The sequence below is a fragment of the Streptomyces genisteinicus genome (genome assembly GCF_014489615.1).
Classification (GTDB): domain Bacteria; phylum Actinomycetota; class Actinomycetes; order Streptomycetales; family Streptomycetaceae; genus Streptomyces; species Streptomyces genisteinicus.
Window position 1 is genome coordinate 64,663 of the sequence record NZ_CP060826.1, and the last position, 20,446, is coordinate 85,108.

Sequence of the window (20,446 nt, forward strand, 5' to 3'; positions counted from 1 at the left end):
GTGCCCGCTCGGACGGCGCGGGGGCGGCCCGGCACGGAGAAGGTGCTGTGACGGAGTACTCGCACGACGACGCCGAGCTGGTGAACCAGCCCGTCGGGTACTGGACGTGGGCCGCGAACAAGACGCTCACGGCGTACGTCAGGGGGCGGCTCGCGGCCGTGGGGATCACACAGCCCCAGTGGTGGGTGCTGCACCAGGTGCTGCACAGCGAAGCCGGTGTCACGCGGGACGAGGTGATCAGCGCTCAGCAGGGCAACCTGGACGTGGGCGCCGGTCTCGCTCCCGACATCGACCTGCTGGTGGAGCGGGAGCTGCTGGTGCTCGACACGGCCGGGCGGCTCCGGATCACCGCCGAGGGCAGGGTGCTGCACGGCCGCGCCGCGGAGACTCAGCGCACCAGCCGGGCGCAGGTGCACACGGGTGTCCCGGACGAGGAGTACCTGATCGCGCTGAAGGTTCTCCAGCGGATGATGTGCAACGCGGGCGGGGACGTGGCCCGGCCACGATGACCGGACGTCCGTGAACGCCGTGGTAGCCGTCCCGGGCGGATCCCGCAGGGGAACGGAGCAGGTGCGGTTGGGCGAATCCGGCGCCCGCGGAGCGGAGTCGGCCGGCGCGGCCGGATCAGGCCCGGCTCACCGGCGGGCGGCCGGCGGCTTCGGACGTCGCGTACGGGTCCCGGCCCGGCACGGTGGCCGGCGTGCCGGGCGCTGGGCGGTTCTGTCATCGGAGCGCGCCGTGCGTCGGGCAGGATGAGGCTTCGGTCGGTCGGGGAGGCTCGGGTGGGTTACGCGTTGGAGGCGGTCGTCGCGCGCGACGAGGTGGTGCGCGCCGTGTCGCGGGAGGTTCCCGGATCGCATGTGGTGCCGCTGGGGCAGGGCCTGTCGCTGATGCCGATGACCGATGAGGTCTTCGATGCCGTCACGGACGGCAGCGAGCGGCGGGACCTGGGCTTCTGGCGGTTGCCGGGAGGCTTCGGCACGGTGCTGGCCCAGTGGTCCGGCACAGGGCCGATCGCGTACGTGGAGGCCGAGTTCTTCGGCGGCGTCGGCGAGCAGCGGGCCGCTGTCTGGGCCGGCGGCTCACTGGTGCTGGGGCCGCTGGGCGAACTGGCGGGGACGCCGTCCTCCGATGCCGTCAGCCCGGTTTCGCAGGCCCTGCGGCGACTCGGCGCCCGAAGGGGTCTGCACGGGGACGAGTTCGAGGCCGTGGGGCTGGACCGTCATCGCAGCAACGACGACTGGATTGCCGCCGCCGGCCGGTGAGGATCGATGTGATGGCGACGTACCCGGGGTGAGCCGCGCGGCAGGTGGACGCCTCGGAGGTGGGGGACGACGCTCGACGGAAGGACTCTCATGGGGAACGGAGCGGGATCACCGGTACCCGAGCTCTACGGACGGATCGCGAAGCGCTTCGGCGAACTGATCCGCGACTGCCCGCGGGACAGGTGGGGGAACCCCTCCCCCTGTCCGGGGTGGACGGCGTGGGACGTTGCGGCCCACGTGGTCTCGAATCACCGGCGGGCCCTTGCCGGGCTGGACGGGTCGGGGCACTCCGCGCCGGTTCGGGGCGAGGACCTGGCTCGGGCATGGCGTGCGGCGTCCGGAGGGATCGAGGCCGCTCTGGGTGATCCGGTGCAGGCCGGTGCCCGGCTGGGGGAGGAGTTCGGTTCCCTCCCGTTCGAGGAGTTCGTGCGGCGGATGGCGTGTGCCGACACCTTGGTCCACGGGTGGGACCTGGCGCGGGCGACCGGCCAGGACGAGGCACTGGATTCCGAAGCGGTGGCCGTGGCGTCGCGCATGCTGCTGCCGGAGGACGGGGACATCCGGATGCCGGGGGCGTTCGGCGCGAAGATCTCCCCGGCAGCCGATGCGGACGCGCAGACCAGGCTGCTCAACTTCCTTGGCCGGACGGTGTAGCCGGGGAGCCGTACTTCTCCCCGGGCGCCGAGGGGGCAGGGGTGGCGGGCCGTCGGGGGCTCTGTCCGACTCCCGCAGTACGCACGGTTGGTGAAGACGTGTGCGGGCGGGCGGCGATCCGGTGGCGGGGGTGCGATTCTGTGCGCTGACAGATCACCGGAATCCTGAAAGGGCATGACCGCTCATGCGCATGAACCGTCTCACCACCACCGTCCTCGCCGCCGCGCTCGGTTGTGCCGGTGTCCTCGTCGCCGGTCCCGCGGCCGGCGCCGCCCCGTTGGGGTGCCAGTACAAGGTGCTGTGGCCGACCGCCGGTGTGTACGAGAACCCGAACCCGAACAGCGTGGTCGTGAAGACCAAGCACGCCGGTGACATAGTCGGCGCCTCCACGTGCGAGGGCGCGGGCTGGAACGAGTACGGGTACGTGCTGGTCGCCACTGACGCGGCGGCCGACGGGCGGGGCTGGATGCGCGCGGAGGCCGTCGTGCAGATCTGATGTCCCCGCTCTGACTCGTCCTCGCGGATCGTCCTCGCGCGGCTCGGGTCCGAGCCCGCCCGTCCGGCCGTGGCCCGCCCCAGCGGGGTGCGGCCGGGCGGTCGGCGGGCAGGGGTTGCGGGCGGCGTTCCCCGGCCGTGAGCCGTCGACGGTGTCCGGGGAGGTGTCCGCCGCCGACGGCGTGTGCGAGGGGGGCGTCACCAGTCGATGTGGGTGGCGATCCATTTCCGCAGGGCGTTCTCGTCTGCTGAGGCCGGGAGTTCCGGGTCGCAGGCGAGCGGGCTGATGGACAGCTGGAGGTGGGTGAGGTAGCCGTAGGGGCCGTTGTCGGCGCACGGCCCCAGCACCAGGGCATGGGTGGCGGTGCGCCAGACGCGGTGGGTCAGCGCGGGGCCCGCGGCGATGGCCTCGTCCGCGACGACCGTCCGCTCGGGGGCCGACCCCAGGTACGCGGTCACGGCGTCCGCCGCGGTGGCGAGGACACCCTCGCAGTCCCCGCTCGTGGCCGGCCGGGTCCCGGTCCAGCCGGGCTGCGCCTCCCAGGCGTCCATGCGACCGAGGAGCCAGCGCGCGTTCTGCATCTCGTCGTCGTGCGGGTCGACGGGGTACAGCTCGCCGAAGACCAGAAAGGTGCGGGCACCGGGGTCTCCGAAGGGGATGTAGTCCTCGCTGCACAGCACATGGCCGTGGGCGGTGAGCAGGGCGTCGGAGACCAGTTCGTGCTCCCAGCTCCATCCGCGCCGCCGGACGACGTCCTCGACGGCCGCGTCGTCGACTGCCGGCTCCGTGGGGAGTCCCACGAGTTCGGCGACGGCTTCGACCGTCAACGGCCGGTGCGCGAGGGCGTGGACGAGGAGGGACACGCACTCACTCTAGTGAGGCTCCGCCCGGCTGCGAGTGCGCAGCCGGGTCGGGATCGTGTCGGGCTCCTCGCCGCGCGGTCGGCGTGGGCGCTGCGGGTGGCGGTGCCCCCGTGCCGGAAGATCAGGCCGGGTCGCCGGGGGGCGGCGCGGGTTCCGGGGGCGGGGCCGACGCGCGGGCCAGCAGGTCCCTGTAGCGGTCGCGGCGGTCCGGGCGGGCGCGGGCGGCGGCGTGGCGCAGTGCCGGTACGGCGGCGGGGCCGAGGCTGACCAGCGCGAGCCCGGCGGCCCGCCGCACCGTCTCGTGCCCGTGGTCCAGCAGGGACACCAGCCTGGGTGCCGCGGACGGCCGGCGTGCCTGCGCCAGGACGCGGACGGCCCTGCGCACCACATCGGGCTGCGGGTCGTCGAGGAGGAGTTCGGTGAGGTCGAGGTGGGTGCGGCGGTCGAGCAGCGTCCGGGAGACGCGGTGTGCGTGGAGCCGTACGCCCGCGCTGGGGTGGGTCAGCAACTCGGCAAGGAGTCCGGCGAGTTGCTGAGGTGTGCTGCCGGCGGGGCTCTCCGTCAGCAGGGTGAGGGCGCGGCGTACCCGCTTCGGTTCGCCCGACCGTGCCTGGCTGAAGAGCTCGTCCCGGGTCGGCGGCCGGAGTGCTTCGGCGGGGGCGGCACGCTCACGGAGCGTCCGGAGCGCGGCGGCGTCCCGCTCCGCGGCGTCCGGGCCGCGCAGTGGTCCGTCCGTGAGCAGCAGGCCGGCATCCGGGTGCAGTGTCCGCAGGCGGGTGAGCGCGGGGGTGCGCAGCAGGGGCTGGCCGGCGAGGAGGCCGAGCAACCCGGTCGCGCCTGCTGTCAACCGGGGTTCGAGGTGTGCGGCCAGGGTGTCCGCGGGGATGTTCCGCAGCCCGTGGGCGGCGTGCCGCTGTGCGTCGGCCGGTCCGGACTCCCAGAGGTGGAGGAGGAGCGGCAGGAAGCGCTGGTGCGTCCCCGGGTCGGTCGCGACGAGGCCCGCGGCCAGCAGAGCGAGGCGCTGGGGGCGGGGTTCCTCCGGGGGCCGGGCGGGTGTCGTGGCCCCGGAGGGGGTGGTGGCGGGTGCGGACTCGGCGGGTGTGCGCTCGGCGGGTGCGGACTCGGCGGGTGTGCGCTCGGCGGGTGCGGGTGGTGGTGTGGGCCGGGGCGGGCCGGCTGCGGCGAGGGCGGTGTGCAGAGGGGTCGGGTCCGGCAGGTCGGCACGGCCGTGGAGGTACGCGTCGAGAACCGCCCGGCGGACGTCCGGTTCGGGCCAGTCGAGCAGCCGCGCGGCTGCCTGGGACCGGCGCGCCCGGTCGTCCGACGCCAGCAGGGTCAGCAGACGGGCCCGCTGCGCTGCCGAGCGCGGCTGGTCGAGATCTTCCGCGCGCTCCGTGCGCGCGGGTGGGGCCGGGGTGCGTGCCGTCTCGGCGAGCGTCCAGGCGGGCGCGCACGGGGGCTGGAGGTCCGTCATCCAGTCGAGCAGGGCGGCCCGGACCGCCGGCGGGGCGCCGGACTGGGCCGCGGCCAGGGCGGCCAGCTGGGCGCGCGATCCGCCGGGGAAGGGGTGTGCGGCGCGGTAGGCGGTCAGGTCGCCGATGTCGCGGGCTGCGGCGGCGAGCCCGTCCTGCCACTGGCGCTCCCGCATGGCCCGGTGGGCGGAGTCCGGCGGGCTCGCGGCGTCGTGTGGCGGTGTCTGCGGGTCCGCTCCGGCTCCGGCACCGGCACCGAACGCCTCCCCCAGCAGGCGTTCCCGGGCCGCGTCCGGATCGGTGGTGAGAGCGGCGGCGGCCAGCTCCCGGTCGAGGTCGAAGCGCCCGACGACCGCTCCGCACGCACGGAGCAGCGGCAGCGCCGAGCGCCGCCCCGCCGGGCGGGTGGGGGCCGAGCGGACCGCCGTGACGACGGACGCGGCGAGTGGGGGTCGCATCCGGGACGCGGCGTCCTCCAGCAGGGAGAGCAGGTCGTCCCGCGCCTCTCCGGACGCCTCGGCGAGGCCTTCGAGCAGCACGGGCACGCTCCGTGCGAGCGAGGCCCGTTCGTGAGGGGCGCGTGGCTCGGGGCAGAGGGCGGGCAGCAGGGGGAGGACGGCCCGGCGGGCCTCGGTGGAGGTGCCGGCGAGATCCAGCCAGTCGACGAGGTGGGCGCGCAGAGGGCGGAGCCGTTCGCGGAGCCGCCGGGGGCAGGTGTCCGTCCCGGCGGTCGGTTCGGCGGTCGGTTCGGCGAAGGGTCCGGTGTCCCGTTCGGTGTCCGGGGCGGCGACGGGTCCGGTGCGGGGAGCGGGGTCCGGTCGGGTTCGGGTGGCGGGACCGGTGCACGGGCCGAGGTCCGGTCGGGTGGGCGGGCCGGGGTGCTGCCATGCGGTAGCGGTGGCGGTGGCAGCAGCGCGGTGGGCGAGGCGCAGGGCGGGCTCCGGGTCCCAGCCGTGTGCCGCCAGCAGCGCCAGGTCGGCATCGGCGGGCTCCGGGGCGGCCGGAAGCGCGGCCAGCAGACGGTCGCGGACCGGGCCGGCGGACTCGTGTTCGGCGGCGGCGCGGACGGTCGCCGCGCACGCGTCGCCCAGCAGCCCCTGCAGAGCGGCGACGAGCAGGGCCCGCAGTCCGGGGTTGTCGTCCCGCCCCAGCCGGTGCAGCAGGGCCGGCACGGCCCGGGGGGTCCCGGCACGGGCGAGCGCGGCCGCCGCGGTCTTCCGCACCTCCATGGCGGGGTGGGTGAGGCAGTCGGCGAGCGCGCCGGACGCCCAGCGGGCCCGCGCGTCCCCCAGGGCGGCAGCCGTCGCGCGGACGGTCTGCGGATCGCCCGCCGGACCGGTCAGCGCGACGAGTCCGGCCGACAGGGCCTCCACTCCGTCGCCGTCCCGGGCGAGCAGTGCGACGGCGTGCTTGCGGACGTGCCGGTCCGGGTGGCGCAGCAGCCGGTGCACCCTGGCCCGGACCGGGCCGGGCGGGGCGTCCGGCAGATCGCGGACCATCCGCAGCAGCACGGCTTGCTCCGGCGCGGTGACGCCGGGCCGTTCGACCAGGCCGAGGGCGAGGTCGGCGGCGAGGGCGTGCCCGGCGGACGTGGCGTCGGAGGCGTCCAGCAGGCACAGGGGCCGGATCCGGCCGCGCCCGTACAGCCGTCGTCCCAGCCCCGTCAGCGCATCCAGGGCTGCGCGGGGGACGGTCGGTTCGGGGTCGGCCGTGCGCGTCGCGTCCCGGGCGCCGGGCGTCTCCGGGGCGGTGTGGAGGGCGCCGGACTGCCGTGCGCCGGGCGGCTCGTGGCCCGCCGCACGGGCCTCGACGCACGCTCCGGCCACCCGCAGCAGGAGGTCGGCGAGGACGGGCAGGCCGTCCGGACCGCCGTGCGCGGCCAGTCTGGTCAGCGCGTCCACCGGCTCCGCGGGATCCAGGTGCGAGGTCAGCACGGCGAGTTCGTGTGCGTCGGGCGCGCCGAGATCGGCCGCGATCCGGGGCGGGAGCCGGAGCGGGTCGAGCCGGGCGAGGATCCGCTGGCGCAGGTGCGGGTCGGCGGCGAGGAGCCAGAGCAGTTCGAGTGCGGGGCCGCGCTGTGCGCGCAGCGCGGGTGCGACGGTGACGGCGAGGTCGGCGGCGGGGGCGGTTGGTGGGGTGGCGTGGGGAGTTGGTGGGGCGTCGAGGGCGGTTGGTTCGGCGGGCGCGGTGGCGCGGGCAGTGGTCGCGGTGGCTGGTGGGGCGGCGTGCGGCGGGGAGGGGTGGGGGTCGTCGTGTGCGGACGCGTCGGTGGTGGTGGCGTCCGGTGCGATGCCGAGGCCCCGGGCCAGGACCTGCACCGTCCGTGCACCGCCCACCGTCTCCAGGGCGCTCAGCGCCGGGCCCGCGGCGGCGGGCAGGGCGGCGAGCACGGCGTCCTCGGTGCCGGGGTCGCGAAGCGCCCGCAGGGCCCGGAGGAAGGGGCCGGGTGCGGGTGTGCCGGGCAGGAGCCGGGCGATCGAGGCGCCGATCGGCAGCTCGGCGTCGCCCTGGGCGGCCAGCGCCACGAGCAGGTCGAGGCGGCGCGGCCAGGACGGGTCGTCCGGGGGCGCCGCCAGGAGCAGTCGGAGCACGGTGTGCCGGGTGGTCCACAGGATCGTGGCCACGGTCCGGGCCGAGGTCCGGTGATCGGCCAGGGCGAGACCGAGGACGGCGGGGACGCCGGAGGCGGCGACGAAGTGTCCGCGCCGGTGCAGGGCGCGCAGGCAGGCGACGGCGGGAGCGGCGAACAGCAGGGGGTCGTCGGCGGCGAGGTCGAGCAGGGCGGGGACGTCACCGCGTCCGGCGGTCTCCCCGAGGAGCTCCAGAGCTCGCTGCCGTGGGGCGGGCGGGAGGCCGCGGTCGGCGGCGGCACGGAAGAGGAACGTGCCGTGTCCGTGCGCGGCGGCGAGGGCGAGCGCGGGTGCGGCCGTCGCGGGGGAACGGAGCAGGCGGGTCTCGGGCTCCCGGACGGGCGTGCAGGCGGCCCAGGGCTCGGCCAGCTCCTCCAGCGCGCCGGCCACGACGGACTCCGTGCGGGAGGCCAGGAGGCCGGTGAGCGCGCCCCGGACGAACCGGGGCGTGAGCACCTGGGCGTGCAGTCCGGCCCGGGCCAGCCGCAGCGCCTCGCCCTCCAGCACGGCGTCCTCGGTGCCGGCCAGCGCTTCGACGAGGTCCGGGAGGCGGTCGGCCTCGTGGGGCCCGATGCCCCGTACCGCCTGGTACAGCGCCTCGCCGCGGTCCTCCCGGTCGAGCGTCCGCGGGTCGCGGGCCGTCTCGGCCCGCAGCAGGGCGACCCGCACCACCGGAGCCAGCACCTCGGGGGCCCATGCGCGCCAGTCGTCGGCCGTCCCGGCCCGCGCACGCTCCAGCGCTTCCTCCGCGGTCGCGGGCGCCGGAGCGGGGGCAGGCCGGGCGGACGGGTCCGCGGAGGTGTCCGCACGGGTGATCATCCCGGGATCGTACGGTCCGGCCACCCGGCGCGGCACGGGCGTTTCGGCGGCACGGCACGGCACGGGCGTTTCGGCGGGGCCTGCGGCACGGCCGCCCGGGTTCCGGCGTCCGGGCGGCTGCACGGCGTCCGCGTCGTGCGGGGGCGGCGTGCGCCGGCCCGGGGTCTGCGGCACGACGCGTCACGACGCGGTGCCGCGAGGCCGTGCGGCGGCAACGGGGCCGCAGCCCGGATGGTGGCCGCGGCGACGGTCCCGTCCTCCGGCGGTCGTCAGGAGGCCGGGCTCCCGTTCGGCGGTCGTCACGGCCGCGCGGACGGCGCCGGGGCGCGCGGCCCCTGCACGTGCCGGGGCCGCGGCTGTTGTCAGGCAGTCCGCAGGCCGACCGCCAGCGTGAGTTCGAGGACCCGCTGCGGCGACGCGAGATCCGGGAACAGCTCCCGCAGCTGCGACATCCGGTATCTGACCGTCTGGGGATGGACGAACAGCGCCGCGGCCACCTCCTCCCGCCTGCCCTGGTGCAGCAGCCACTCCCGCAACGTGTCCTCCAGCCGCCGTGCGGTCGCGGACGGCAGGGCCCGCAGGGGTGCGAGGGCCCTGGCACGCAGGTCCGCGAAGGCCTCCACGTCGGCGCTCAGCACGAGCGCGGGCAGATGGTCCTCGGTGTCGCGGATGTCGGAGGAGGAGGAGCGCGCGCGTACGGCACGCGCGTACGAGGAGGACGCGCGCGTCCACGGCCGGGCCGGGCCGACCACGGCGGTGCGGTCGGTCAGCTGCCGCAGCAGATGTGACCGGTCCGCGTCGGGAACGAGCAGCACACCGGTGGCATCCGGCAGATCGTCGAGGACGAGGGTGCTCGGGTCGAGCGTGCGGTAGGCGGGCCGGGCCTGGGCGGCGGGCAGCAGCACGGCGGTCAGTGAGACCGGTGGCTGCCACCCGGCGCGCTGGGCGGAGGCGAGCAGCACGTCAGGGCTCGCACCGGCGAGGAGGTCTCGGGCCAGGTGCTCCAGGTGGAGCTCGTGGGCCCTGCCCCGGGCGGCCAGTTCGTCGGCGTGGCCCGCGGCGCTCGCGGCGGAGAGCTCGTCGATGTAGGCGAAGGTCAGCTCGGCGAACTTGGCGACCTCGGCGGCGGGCAGACCCGCGGGCACGGCACCCGCGGCGAGGCACCGCCAGGCGACGCGGGCGCCGACGCGGTAGGCGCTGAGCAGGGCGTCCATGGAACGGCCGTCGCGGACCTCGCCGCGCCCCAGCTCGTAGGCCGCGTCACCGCCGTCGCCGCCCGTGGCGGCCCCGCTGGCGAGGTCCAGATAGTGTCCCAGGGCGGTGCGGACGGCCCGCCTGATGGTGCCGCCCATGCGGCCGGAGAGGGCGTTGGCGTACGGCGGGACCTCGTCGATGATCGCCTGGACGATCTCGTCGGCGGTGGCCTTCAGCTCGGCCCGGAGTGCTGTGACCGTTGTCTCGTCCAGGGCCAGTTCGCTGGCCCTCCGGATGGCATGGTTCATTTTTGTTCCCTGCGAACAATGTGGACGACCAGATTCACGTCCTGCGGTCAGGACTTTACGCCCTGGGGCGCAGCAAGCTGGAGTCATGACGAGTGCGGCCCTGCGCGGCGGGGCGTGGAAACTGCTGGAGATGGTCACGACGCCGCTGCTGCCGTCGGACTACCTCGACCTGATCAGCCCGCTGCGTGCGGGCGCGGACCTGCGCGGGCGCATCGAGGCCGTGCACCCCGAGACGGGTGACGCCGCGACCGTCGTGATCAGACCGGGGCGGGGCTGGCGCGGCCACCGGGCCGGCCAGTACGTGCGGGTCGGCGTCGACGTCGACGGGGTGCGTCTGTGGCGCGCCTACTCCCTCACCTCCCCGGCGGACCGCCGGGACGGCCGCGTCACGATCACCGTGAAGGCGATCCCGGACGGCAAGGTCAGCAACCATCTGGTCCGCAGGGTGAAGCCGGGCACGATGATCCGGCTCGACCAGGCGACCGGCGACTTCGTGCTGCCGCCGGTCAAGCCCGCCAAGGTGCTCTACCTGACGGCGGGCAGCGGCATCACGCCCGTCATGGGCATGCTGCGCGACACCGGGTTCGACGACGCCGTCATGGTCCACTGCGCGCCGCGCCCGCACGACGTGATCTTCCGCCGCGAACTGCACCGCCTGGTCGCGGACGGGAAGCTGCGGCTCACCGAGGTGCACACCGCCACGGACGGTGTGCTGGACGTCGCCCGCCTCGGGGACCTCGTGCCCGACTGGGCCGAGCGCGAGACCTGGGCGTGCGGGCCGACGGGCCTGCTCGACGCCGCCGAGGAGCACTGGAGCAGGCACGGCGTCGCGGAGCGGCTGCACACCGAACGCTTCCGTCCCGGTGTCGTCGTCGCCGGCACCGGCGGCGAGGTCACGTTCAGCGCCACGGGCAGGACCGTCTGCGCGGACGGCGCGACGCCGCTGCTGGACGTGGGCGAGGAGGCGGGCGTGCTCATGCCCTCCGGGTGCCGTATGGGCATCTGCTTCGGCTGTGTCACGCCGCTCAAGGCGGGCGCCGTCCGCGACCTGCGCACCGGCGAGATCACGGAGGCCGAGCCGGGCGTCCTCATCCAGACCTGTGTGTCCGCCGCGGCGGGCCCCTGCGACATCGAACGGTAGGAGCACCGTGACCGCCATCGACCCCACCGCCCATCTGACCGCGGAGCAGATCGAGGAGCTCGGCCGCGAGCTGGACGCGATCCGCGACGAGGTGATCGCCGGCCGCGGCGAGAAGGACGCCGCGTACATCCGCAAGGTCATCTCGGCGCAGCGCAAGCTCGAACTCGTCAGCCGGGGCGTGCTGCTGTTCTCGCTCTTCCCGCCCGCGTGGGTGATCGGCACCGCCGGTCTGTCCGTGGCGAAGATCATGGACAACATGGAGATCGGCCACAACATCCTGCACGGGCAGTGGGACTGGATGCGGGACCCGAAGATCCACTCCACGACCTGGGAGTGGGACCACGTCTCGCCGGCGGCGCAGTGGAAGCACTCGCACAACGAGCTGCACCACACGTACACCAACGTGCTCGGCAAGGACAACGACCTGGGCTACGGCATCATGCGCGTCGACGAGGACCAGCGGTGGCACCCGGTCCACCTCGGCCAGCCGCTGTGGAACTTCGTCAACGCCTGCTTCTTCGAGTACGGGATCGCCGCGTACGACCTGGAGCTCGGCAAGAACCTGAGCAAGCAGCGCCGCAAGGACCCGGAGTTCCGCGCGCGGGCCAGGGCCGTGGGCCGCAAGATCCGCAAGCAGGTGCTGAAGGACTACGTGGTCCACCCGCTGCTGTCCGGGCCGTCGTTCCTCCCGACGCTGGCCGCCACGTTCACCGCGAACGTGGTCCGCAACATCTGGTCCCACTCGGTGATCATGTGCGGGCACTTCCCGGAGGGCGTGCAGGTCTTCGAGCGCCGGTCGATCGAGGGCGAGACGCGCGGCCAGTGGTACCTGCGCCAGATGATGGGCTCGGCGAACATCAGCGGCAGCAGGGCCATGCACTTCATGACGGGCAACCTGTCGCACCAGATCGAGCACCACCTCTTCCCGGACCTGCCGAGCAACCGGTACGCCGAGGTCGCGGTGAGGGTGCGCGCGCTGTTCGAGAAGTACGAGCTGGAGTACGTCTCCGGGCCTCTGCCCAAGCAGGTGTTCTCCGCGTGGCGCAAGGTCTTCCGGCTCTCGCTGCCGAACCGGAGGACCGGGGCGGCCGGGACGCCGGACCGCGAGCCGGAGCGGGAGCTCGTCGCGGCCTGAGCGCCGGCGGCGGGGCGGTGGTCGCTCCGGGTGCGGGGCGGGGCCGCTCCGGGTGCGGCACGGTGCGCCACGGAGCGGTGACCCGCTCCGGTCAGGGGGTTTCCGGGCGTGTTGTCTGCCCTCCGCGGGCTCCGGCGTGCAAGCGTCGCGGCATGACCGAAGGATTCCCCCCTCATGTCTCCGCGGCGCGCGTCACCGTACTCGGTGTGCAGCCGGGCGACCCGCCGTTTCGCATCGTGGAGGTCGACGGAGAGTTCGTCGGCAGAGCGATGTCCATGACCGACGTGCTGGAGGTCGCCTCGGAGGCGGGCATCCCGATCCACGACCTCGACGATCTGGACGAGGTGCGGTGGGTCGGGGGGAACAAGTACACCTGGACTCCGCAGTGAGTCCGCCACGCGTGCCGGGACCGTCCGCCGGGTGAGCGGGACCGGGCCGTCCGCCGCGCGCCCGTGCCGGCGGGGTCCGGCGGGCGGGGTCCGGCCTGCGGGGTGGTTCGGCAGCCGGGGTCCTGCGCGGGCGGGGTCCGGCGGGCCGTGCGGAAGGGTGGGGCCCTGCGCGGGCGGCGACCGGCGCCGTGAGGAGCAGGAGCGGACGGATGAGGGCCGGCGGTTCAGGACCGGCAGTTCAGGACGGGCGGATCAGGGCCGGCCCGTCTTCGCCTTCTGCCGGGCGTAGTAGGCGCGGGAGCGGTTGCGGTCGCCGCAGTCCTTCGTGCTGCACCAGCGGCGGTTGCGCCGCGGTGACGTGTCCAGGTAGACCCATCCGCATGCGGCGTCCTCGCACTGGTGGAGGCGGTCGAGGTCGTCGCGCTGGGTGAGCGCGAGGAGCCCGCGGACGATGCGCCGGCGGGGCAGGCCGAGGTCGGTCTCCCGGTCCCGCCACTGCCAGCGGCCGTCCGCACGGGCCAGGTCGGCGTCGGCGATCGCCGCCCGGTACATGGCCGCCAGGTCCGCGGCCGCCTCGGGGTCGTCGTCGAAGAGGAGGCGGTAGACCTTCTCGCGCGCCGCGACGACCTGTTCCCGCTCCCGCTCGGCGCGGGCGCCGTCGCGGGCGGCGAGGTCGAGCAGGACCGCGGCCTCGTCCGCGCCGGTCAGACCGGACTCGACGCACCAGGCCACGACGTCGGCGAAGGACGTCAGACACTCGCTGCGCTCGGCTCCGCCGAGCCGCCAGGCGACGGTGTTCACCAGGTCGAGCATGCGGTCACCCGCGATGTGGCCGAACCTCACCATCAGCTCCTCCCGCCGGCGGGGCGCACGCGCGCTCTCCGGATCATCTCTCACAGGCAAAACCATTATGGCATGTGAGGTGATCTTCTTGGCATCATGCCCGATCAGCGCTTCACCCATGAGAACTGATCCGGGAGGACGATCGTGCCCATCGCCGCCTTCAGACCGTTCACCGCGCTGTGGACGTCCCAGGCCTCATCGAACCTCGCCGACGGTGTGCTGCAGGCGGCGGCGCCCCTGCTCGTCGCCACGCTGACCCGTGACCCGCTCCTGGTGGCGGGCATAACGGTGGCGCAGTTCCTGCCCTGGCTGCTCGCGACGCTTCCCAGCGGCGCGATCGCCGACCGCACGGACAGGCGCCGGATCCTCGTCGTCGGCAACGGGCTGCGGGCGGCGGGGTTCGCGCTGCTCGCGCTCGCCCTGACCAACGGCTGGCAGCATGTCGCGCTTCTCTACGCCGCGGTGTTCGTCGCCGGCTGCGCGGAGACGATGGTCGACAACGCCGCCCTGGCGATACCGCCCCGCCTCCTGCCCCGCGAGGAGCTGGAGCGCGCCAACGGCAGGCTCTTCGCGACACAGTCCGCCGTCAACACGTTCGTCGGCCCGCCCGCCGGGGCGGCGTTGTTCGCGCTGACGGCATCGGCGGCCTTCTGGACCGGCGCGGCCGCGTTCGCCCTCGCCGGTCTGGCGGCCCTGCTGCTGCCCGCGCTGCGCCCGCACGGCGACGACCGGGGGCAGCACCGCTCGGAGCCGTCGACCATGGGCCAGGACATCCGCTCCGGATGGGCCCACTTCTGGCACCACGACCTGCTGCGCCGTGTCGCGTTCATCTCGGCGGCGATCAACTTCTTCGGCGCGGCCACCGGCGGACTCCTCGTCCTGCTGATCACCGGCCCGTACCGGCTGGGCATGTCGGGCTACGGCCTGTTCATCGCGGTGCCCGCGGCCGGCGCGATCGCCGGCTCGCTGCTCGCCGCCCGCGTCGTGCCCCGTATCGGCGGCGGCCCCACGACCTGGCTCGCGGCCCTCGCCCCGGCCGCCGGCTACGCCGTCCTCGGCCTGGGGAGCAGCATCGTCCTCGCGCTGGTCGCCCTGTTCGTCGCCGCTCTGGCCACCTCGCTGAACCAGATCGTGGTCAGCACGCTGCGCCAAGCGGCGGTTCCCGACGAACTCCTCGGCCGTGTCACCGCCGCGTACCGTCTGATCGTCCTCGGTGTCGTCCCCCTCGGAGCGCTCGGCGGCGGCCTGCTGGCCCGCGGCCTGGGAATCCGTGCCACCTTCGTCGCCGCGGCCGTCGGACTCGCCCTCGCAGCGATCCCCCTCGCCTCCCGGGTCACCACCGGTCGCCTGCGCGACGCCGAGGCCCGCACCGCACCGCCTCGCCCGCTGCGCACCGGCTCCCGCTGACGGCTGGCACGGGCCGCCCGCCCGCGCGTGCGTGCATGCGTGCGTGCCCGGAGGTCTGCGGCCGCTCCGTCCGGCGGCCGTCCGCCGGGCACCCGACCGGGCCCGTCGCGACGGGCCCGGTCGTGGTCAGGGCCGTCATGGCCGTCAGGGCCGCGCGGCCGGTGCGGCGGGCCGGGTGCGGGCGTAGCGGCGGGCCAGGGGTTCGGCGCTCAGGCCGTGGAGGACGATGCTGACCATGACCGTGACGACCATGACGCGGGAGATGAAGTCGCCCCCGCTCGCGCCGCGCAGCTCGAGGGCGGCGAGCAGCCCGAAGACCACCGAGGTCACTCCCCTGGGCCCCATCCAGCCGAGGAACAGCCGGTCGGTCAGGGACAGGTCCGTGCCGACGAGGACGAGCAGGACGGGCACGATCCGCACCAGGCTGACGGCGAGCAGGGCGTAGAGGACGACCGAGAGGTGGAAGCCGTCCCAGAACTCGTCGTTGACGATCTGCCCGAAGAGGAACCAGAGCGCGAGCGTGAGGAGGGTGACCAGGTCGTCGGTCATCTCCACGGCGTTCTCCGGCATGTGACGCATCGCCGGGGCGATGCAGACGCCGGCCACGAAGGACGCCACGAAGCCGTTGCCGCCGAGGGCCGACGACAGGGTGTACGCGGCGACGGGCACGCTCAGCACGCCGAGGCGCATCGCCGCCGGCTGCGCCCAGCCCTTCGCCCAGGAGCGGCGGAGCAGCCATCCGGCCCCGTAGCCGACGAACGAGCCGGCGCCGAGCGCCCAGGCCGCCGCGCCGACGGCGTCGAGGACCGCCTCGGCGTAGTCGTCGCCCGCCGTGTGGACCTCCGAGGCGGCGGCCACGCAGAGCAGGAACACCGGCGAGAGGATGCCGTCGTTGAGTCCGCCCTCGACGTTGAGCACTTCGCGGAGCCGGGCCGGGATGCGGTGGTCGCGCACCACGGCGGCGGCGGGTGCCAGGTCCAGGGGCACGACGACGGTGGCCAGCACCGCCAGAATCCAGCCGGGCCGGTCGGGGAAGAAGGCGAGCGCCGTCAGGAAGGCGGCGGCCAGGGTGAGGGGCAGCGCGCCCCCCAGCAGGCGGGCCACGACGCGGCGCTCGCGCCGGATGGCTCCCGCGGGGACCTCGGTAGCGTCGACGAAGAGCAGCAGGGCGAGGACGACTTCGACCGCGTGCTCGAAGCCGGCCATGTCGCCGAAGTCGAAGACGAGGGCCGGGTCCGAGCCGCTGGTGAGGGCGATCCCGGCAGCGAGCATGGCGATCGGTGCGGTGATGCTCCAGCGGGCGAGCCGGTGCGACAGGACGCACCAGGCGAGCAGCACGGCCGTGATGACGGTGACGGCGAGCAACGGCATCGGCGCTTTCGGGCGGGAGCGGGTGACGCAGGCACGGTAGTGCCGCGGGCGTGCCGCCCCCGGGGAGCACGCCGACGGGCGATCCGGTCCGCGCCCGAACGGCCCCGTGCGGTGCCGGACGTCGGGGTGTGGCGCCGGGTGGGTGAGGTGGCGGCGGGATGGGTGCGGTGGGCGCGACCGACGGTTGGAGGCAGGGGGCGGGGGGCGGGGCCGAGCTGTGGGGCTAGCCTCGCGCGTATGACCGAGGGGTTCGACGTCGCCGCCGAGCTGGCGGCCGTTGCGGGGCGGGCGGATGCCTGGAGGTTCGTCGAGCGGTTCGCCGCGCACTGGCGGGAGCCCGTCCGCGCGGGCGACGGCTTCGGGTTCGAGGAGCTCACCGAGGCGGAGCACCGCCTGCGGTCGCCGCTGCCGACGGCCTTGTGGGAGGCGTACGCGCTGGTGGGACGCCGGGCGGACCTGACGAGTGTTCAGGACTGCCTGCTTCCCTTGGAGCACCTCCAGATCGACGACGGTGCTCTGGTATTCCGGGTGGAGAACCAGGGGGTCGCCGAGTGGGCGGTCCGGCGGGAGCACCTGGCGGACGACGATCCACCCGTGGTCTTCCGGCGCGCGGACGGCGCATCGGACGCCTGGAGGCCCTTCCTCGACCGGTTCTCGACCGCGTGCATCGAGATGGTGCTCTCCGAATCCCTCTTCGCCCACCAGGAGCCGCTCTCGGACAATCGCCCCCTCGCGGAGTCCGAGGCCGTCGGGGAACCTCCCGGATTCCGGCGTCTGGCGTTGCCCGAGTACCCGATGTGGGCCGTCGAGGGATGCGTGGTCCGGTGGTTCGCCTCGCCGGACGCACTGGTGCGGGAGGATGCCGGCGCATGGCTGTGGGCCGTGGGCCGGACGGCCTCGGCGCTGCATTCGGTACGCCTCTCGCTCCCCGGTGACTGGCTCGCCGAGCCCTCGTGAGCCGGTTCCCGCCGAAGACCGTGCGGGGCGCGCGGTCAGGGAGACGGAGTCGCGGGGCGCGGTCTGGCCGCGCCGTGGTCACACCGTGTGGAAGGGCTCCGTCAGATGCCCGGTCGCCAGGTGCACGGTGGTGCCGGCGGCGTGGGACAGCATGCGTTCCCTCGACCGCCGGGCCGCCGCGGGGTCGGTCTCGTGCGCGTAGGCGACGGCGGGGTGCAGCAGTTGGAGCGCGTGCACCAGGAGGTCTCCGGTGACGAGGGCGGCCTCGCGCCCGTCGGAGACCAGCACGCTCTGGTGTCCCGGCGTGTGCCCGGGTGTGGCGACCGCCCGGCCGGTGCGCAGCGGTGTGTCCCCGTCGAGGAGGCGGAGCCGGCCGGCGGCGGCGAGTGGATCGGTGAGGGTCTCGCGGAGCTGCGGGTTCAGCGCGTCGATCGCCTCGGACTCGGCTCGCTGGAGCAGGTATTCGGCGTTCGGGAAGTAGGGGCGGAGTCCGACGCCCCGGGCCTCGCCGGGCCGCGGGGGGACGGCCTCCTCCGAGACGACCGCCCACCCGACGTGGTCGGTGTGGAGGTGGGTGAGCACCACGGTGTCGACCTCGGCCGGGTCGATGCCCGCCGCGGCGAGCGAGGCGGGGAGAACGCCGGGTACGGGCGCCCATGCGCGGGCCGGGCCGTCCGCCGGGCCGATCCCGGCGTCCACGACGGTGAGGCCCTTGTCGTCGCGGATCGCGTACGCGCGGAACGGGAGCCGCCAGCGGCCCTCGGCGTCGACCGCGCCGGGGTCGTAGCGGTCGGCGTCGGCCCACTCGTCGGCGGTCGCGCCCGGGAAGGCCTCGGCGCGCGGGGAGAAGAAGGGGCCCTCGGCGTCGAAGAGGGCGATGATCTCGGTCGAGCCGATCCGCAGCCGGGGAACGGGAGAAGCCATGGGCGTGATCATGCCACGCCGGGCACGGCAGCAGAGCGGGCGTGGGCCTGAGGCGGGTGGCGGGCCCACGCGGAGCCGGCCGCCCGGCTCCGGGCCGACGCTTCGCGGCGTCGAAGCCGCCGCGTCACCAGGACGTGCGCAGGAGCAGGTTGCCCGCGTGCGGGTACGCCCACGGGCTGTAGGGGGCGCCCGCGCGCAGGTGATCGAGACCGGCGAGGGCGTCCGCAGCGGTCTTGCAGCGCGGGTGGCGGGCCGCGAACGACGCGATGCGGGGGCGTTGTGTGAGGAGCCAGCCGGCGATCTCCGACGGATCGCCGTCGTACCACCAGGCGAAGCCCAGGTCCTCCCAGAGGAGATCGGCGGACCACCCGAGGGCGAGGCGGACGAGGCCCGCGTCCGCCGCCGGCCCGGAGCATGAGGCGAGGTGGGCGAGCCATGGCTCAGCCGTGCCGGTGGCGTGCGCCATGCCTTCCAGCAGATCGAGTACGTCCCCCGCGGGCCTGCCGTCGGCCAGGGCGAGAGCGAGGAGCGCGCGCAGAGCGCCGTCCACCGCGGCGCGTTCCGCCGCGGGCCAGCGGGCGTACGCGGCTCCGTCGGGGCTCAGGCGGCCGATCTCCGGCGCAGGCTCCGCGCTCTGCCCGCCGGGTCCCCAGTGGCGCAGCGCCCGGGGCAGGAGCCGGCGCCACAGCACGGGGTACTGGTCCGCGTCCCAGTGTTCGGCCACCTCGCGCAGGAAGTGTCCGAGGACGTCGTCGGGAACGGACGCGGGATCACCGGCGAGGAGGAGGAGTTCGGCCGCCGGCGTGCAGCGAGCGCAGCCGCCGACGGGTCTGTCGAGAGACGGGGGCGAGGCGAAGACCCGGTCGGCTTCGGCGAGCGCGTGGTGCCACGCCGCGTACGGGTCGGTGCTGTCGGTGAGGTCGGACACGGGAGGACCTGCCGGGAGGACTCCGCGCGGGGGCGCCCCGGCGAAGAGCGTGAGGCTACCAGCGGGCCCGGCGCCCCGTCGCACCGGTGTCGCCGCCTGCGGCGGGGGCCCTTCCCCGCCGCTCCGGCGCCGGAACCGGGCCCGCGCTCACCAGCGCGGTGTCAGCTTCTCGTAGGCGGGGTCGATGCTGCGCATGTAGCCGGTGTCGTCGCGGTTGCGCAGGCCGCACGCCAGGTACTGCTCGTGCAGGCGGGCGAGGGCGTCCCGGTCCAGCTCGACGCCCAGTCCGGGGCCGGCGGGCACGGCGACGGAGCCGTCGCGGAAGCCGAGCGCCCCGGGGGCGACGACGTCCTCCGCGGGGTCCTTCCAGGGCCAGTGGGTGTCGCAGGCGTAGGTCAGGTTCTCGGTGGCGGCGCCGAGGTGGGTCATGGCCGCCAGGCTGATGCCGAGGTGGGAGTTGGAGTGCATCGACAGCCCCATGCCGAAGGTGTCGCAGATCCCGGCGAGCAGCCGGGAGCGCTGGAGGCCGCCCCAGTAGTGGTGGTCGGAGAGGACGACCTGGACGGCGTCGCGGCGCACCGCCGCGGGCAGTTCGTCGAAGCCGACCACGCACATGTTGGTCGCCAGCGGCATGGCCGCCTCGCGGGCGACGCGGGCCATGCCCTCCTGGCCCGGTGTGGGGTCCTCCAGGTATTCGAGGACGCCCTCGAGTTCACGGGCCACCGTCAGCGATGTCTCCACCGTCCAGGCCGCGTTCGGGTCGAGGCGCAGCGGGACGCCGGGGAACGCCTCGCGCAGGGCGAGGACCGCGTCCACCTCCTGCCGGGGCGGCATCACTCCGCCCTTGAGCTTGACGGCGGTGAACCCGTACGTGTCCACCATGCGCCGCGCCTGGGCGACGATGCCCTCCGGGTCGAGCGCGGGGCCCCAGTCGTCGGGGGTGCCTCCGGGGTGCCCGGCCCACTTGTAGAAGAGGTAGGCGCTGAAGGGGACCCGGTCGCGGACGGCGCCGCCGAGGAGGTCGCACACCGGGCGGCCGGCCGCGCGGGCCTGGATGTCGAGGCACGCCACCTCGAACGGGGAGAAGACCCGGTCGAGCGTGCCGCTCGTCGTGATCATGCCGGTCAGTCCGTGGCCGTCGCTGCCGCGCTCCTCGCCCAGGGCCAGGGCGACCGCCTGCCGCATCCGGCCCAGCGCGTGGACGTCCGTGCCCGTGATCGCGTCCGCGGCCGCGCGCAGCCTGCGCAGGTGCCCCTCGTCGGCGTAGGTCTCGCCGAGACCGGTCAGACCCTGGTCCGTGCTCACCTCGACGACGGCGCGCAGCGCGTACGGTTCGTGGACGCCGACCGCGTTCAGCAGGGCGGGGTCCTTGAAGGCGACCGGCGTGATGTCGATACGGGTGATCGTGATGCTGTCGCTCATCGGTGTGCTGCCTCCGTGGGAGGGGTGGCGGTGTCCGGATGACCGGAAGGCGTGGCGGGGGAACCGGACACCCGGGGGCCTGCGGCCTCGGGCGTTTGCGTACGGACTCACGTTCGAGTTCATGTACATGAATACACGTCAAGAACGCGAACGTGTGAAACTTAGGCCGCCGGTCTCGGTGAGGTCAAGGAGCCCGTGGCGCCCGGGAGCCCGCCGCGCCGCGCCTGC

At 75.0% G+C, this 20,446-nt stretch carries 17 protein-coding genes; 9 read left to right on the plus strand and 8 right to left on the minus strand.

What is annotated here, in order from left to right:
* Window positions 1-47 precede the first annotated feature (47 nt).
* The 4 genes from IAG43_RS32855 (at window position 48) to IAG43_RS32870 (ending at window position 2,415) form a co-directional block, all read left to right on the plus strand.
* The gene (locus IAG43_RS32855; RefSeq protein WP_187744845.1) at window positions 48-509 is read left to right on the plus strand and encodes a MarR family transcriptional regulator; all 462 of its coding nucleotides are present in this window, start codon (window positions 48-50) and stop codon (window positions 507-509) included.
* Between the two features lie 273 nt (window positions 510-782).
* On the plus strand, window positions 783-1,265 hold the full coding sequence (locus IAG43_RS32860; RefSeq protein ID WP_187744846.1) for a hypothetical protein: 483 nt from the start codon (window positions 783-785) through the stop codon (window positions 1,263-1,265).
* Between the two features lie 90 nt (window positions 1,266-1,355).
* Entirely contained in the window at window positions 1,356-1,919 is a 564-nt protein-coding gene (locus tag IAG43_RS32865) for a TIGR03086 family metal-binding protein (protein ID WP_187744847.1), read from the plus strand.
* Window positions 1,920-2,109: 190 nt separating this feature from the next.
* Window positions 2,110-2,415, plus strand: coding sequence for a glycosyltransferase (locus tag IAG43_RS32870; RefSeq protein WP_246574826.1), 306 nt, complete (start codon window positions 2,110-2,112; stop codon window positions 2,413-2,415).
* 197 nt (window positions 2,416-2,612) lie between these two features.
* On the opposite strand, the gene IAG43_RS34805 is transcribed toward IAG43_RS32870, so the two are convergent.
* From IAG43_RS34805 to IAG43_RS32885, 3 genes are all read right to left on the minus strand, one after another.
* Window positions 2,613-3,278, minus strand: a complete 666-nt coding sequence (locus IAG43_RS34805) for a hypothetical protein (protein WP_246574827.1) — start codon at window positions 3,276-3,278, stop codon at window positions 2,613-2,615.
* A 121-nt stretch (window positions 3,279-3,399) separates the two neighbouring features.
* Entirely contained in the window at window positions 3,400-8,199 is a 4,800-nt protein-coding gene (locus tag IAG43_RS35060) for a HEAT repeat domain-containing protein (protein ID WP_187744849.1), read from the minus strand.
* A gap of 362 nt (window positions 8,200-8,561) precedes the next feature.
* Window positions 8,562-9,701 carry a PucR family transcriptional regulator gene (locus IAG43_RS32885; RefSeq protein ID WP_187744850.1) on the minus strand — a complete coding sequence of 380 codons (1,140 nt, stop codon included), beginning with the start codon at window positions 9,699-9,701 and terminating at the stop codon, window positions 8,562-8,564.
* 130 nt (window positions 9,702-9,831) lie between these two features.
* Between IAG43_RS32885 and IAG43_RS32890 the strand changes: the two genes are divergently transcribed.
* From IAG43_RS32890 to IAG43_RS32900, 3 genes are all read left to right on the plus strand, one after another.
* Complete coding sequence (locus tag IAG43_RS32890; RefSeq protein ID WP_187744970.1) at window positions 9,832-10,842, plus strand: ferredoxin reductase; 1,011 nt, start codon at window positions 9,832-9,834, stop codon at window positions 10,840-10,842.
* A gap of 7 nt (window positions 10,843-10,849) precedes the next feature.
* Entirely contained in the window at window positions 10,850-11,977 is a 1,128-nt protein-coding gene (locus IAG43_RS32895) for a fatty acid desaturase family protein (protein ID WP_187744851.1), read from the plus strand.
* Between the two features lie 152 nt (window positions 11,978-12,129).
* Entirely contained in the window at window positions 12,130-12,366 is a 237-nt protein-coding gene (locus tag IAG43_RS32900) for a hypothetical protein (protein ID WP_187744852.1), read from the plus strand.
* A 252-nt stretch (window positions 12,367-12,618) separates the two neighbouring features.
* Here the strand turns inward: IAG43_RS32900 and IAG43_RS32905 are convergent, their stop codons facing one another.
* Window positions 12,619-13,263 carry a CGNR zinc finger domain-containing protein gene (locus tag IAG43_RS32905; RefSeq protein ID WP_246574828.1) on the minus strand — a complete coding sequence of 215 codons (645 nt, stop codon included), beginning with the start codon at window positions 13,261-13,263 and terminating at the stop codon, window positions 12,619-12,621.
* Between the two features lie 90 nt (window positions 13,264-13,353).
* Here IAG43_RS32905 and IAG43_RS32910 point away from each other — a divergent pair, with 90 nt between their 5' ends.
* On the plus strand, window positions 13,354-14,616 hold the full coding sequence (locus tag IAG43_RS32910) for an MFS transporter (protein ID WP_187744853.1): 1,263 nt from the start codon (window positions 13,354-13,356) through the stop codon (window positions 14,614-14,616).
* A gap of 144 nt (window positions 14,617-14,760) precedes the next feature.
* Here the strand turns inward: IAG43_RS32910 and IAG43_RS32915 are convergent, their stop codons facing one another.
* Window positions 14,761-15,987 (minus strand): cation:proton antiporter domain-containing protein, encoded by a 1,227-nt coding sequence (locus tag IAG43_RS32915; protein WP_246574829.1) that lies wholly within the window; start codon window positions 15,985-15,987, stop codon window positions 14,761-14,763.
* A 237-nt stretch (window positions 15,988-16,224) separates the two neighbouring features.
* Between IAG43_RS32915 and IAG43_RS32920 the strand changes: the two genes are divergently transcribed.
* Window positions 16,225-16,944, plus strand: a complete 720-nt coding sequence (locus tag IAG43_RS32920) for a hypothetical protein (protein WP_187744854.1) — start codon at window positions 16,225-16,227, stop codon at window positions 16,942-16,944.
* A 78-nt stretch (window positions 16,945-17,022) separates the two neighbouring features.
* Here the strand turns inward: IAG43_RS32920 and IAG43_RS32925 are convergent, their stop codons facing one another.
* The 3 genes from IAG43_RS32925 to IAG43_RS32935 all read right to left on the minus strand — a co-directional run bounded on the left by IAG43_RS32925 (window position 17,023) and on the right by IAG43_RS32935 (window position 20,218).
* Window positions 17,023-17,868, minus strand: a complete 846-nt coding sequence (locus tag IAG43_RS32925; protein WP_187744855.1) for an MBL fold metallo-hydrolase — start codon at window positions 17,866-17,868, stop codon at window positions 17,023-17,025.
* A 124-nt stretch (window positions 17,869-17,992) separates the two neighbouring features.
* Window positions 17,993-18,796, minus strand: a complete 804-nt coding sequence (locus IAG43_RS32930) for a hypothetical protein (protein ID WP_187744856.1) — start codon at window positions 18,794-18,796, stop codon at window positions 17,993-17,995.
* A 147-nt stretch (window positions 18,797-18,943) separates the two neighbouring features.
* Window positions 18,944-20,218, minus strand: coding sequence for a glucarate dehydratase family protein (locus IAG43_RS32935; RefSeq protein WP_187744857.1), 1,275 nt, complete (start codon window positions 20,216-20,218; stop codon window positions 18,944-18,946).
* Window positions 20,219-20,446: the final 228 nt, after the last annotated feature.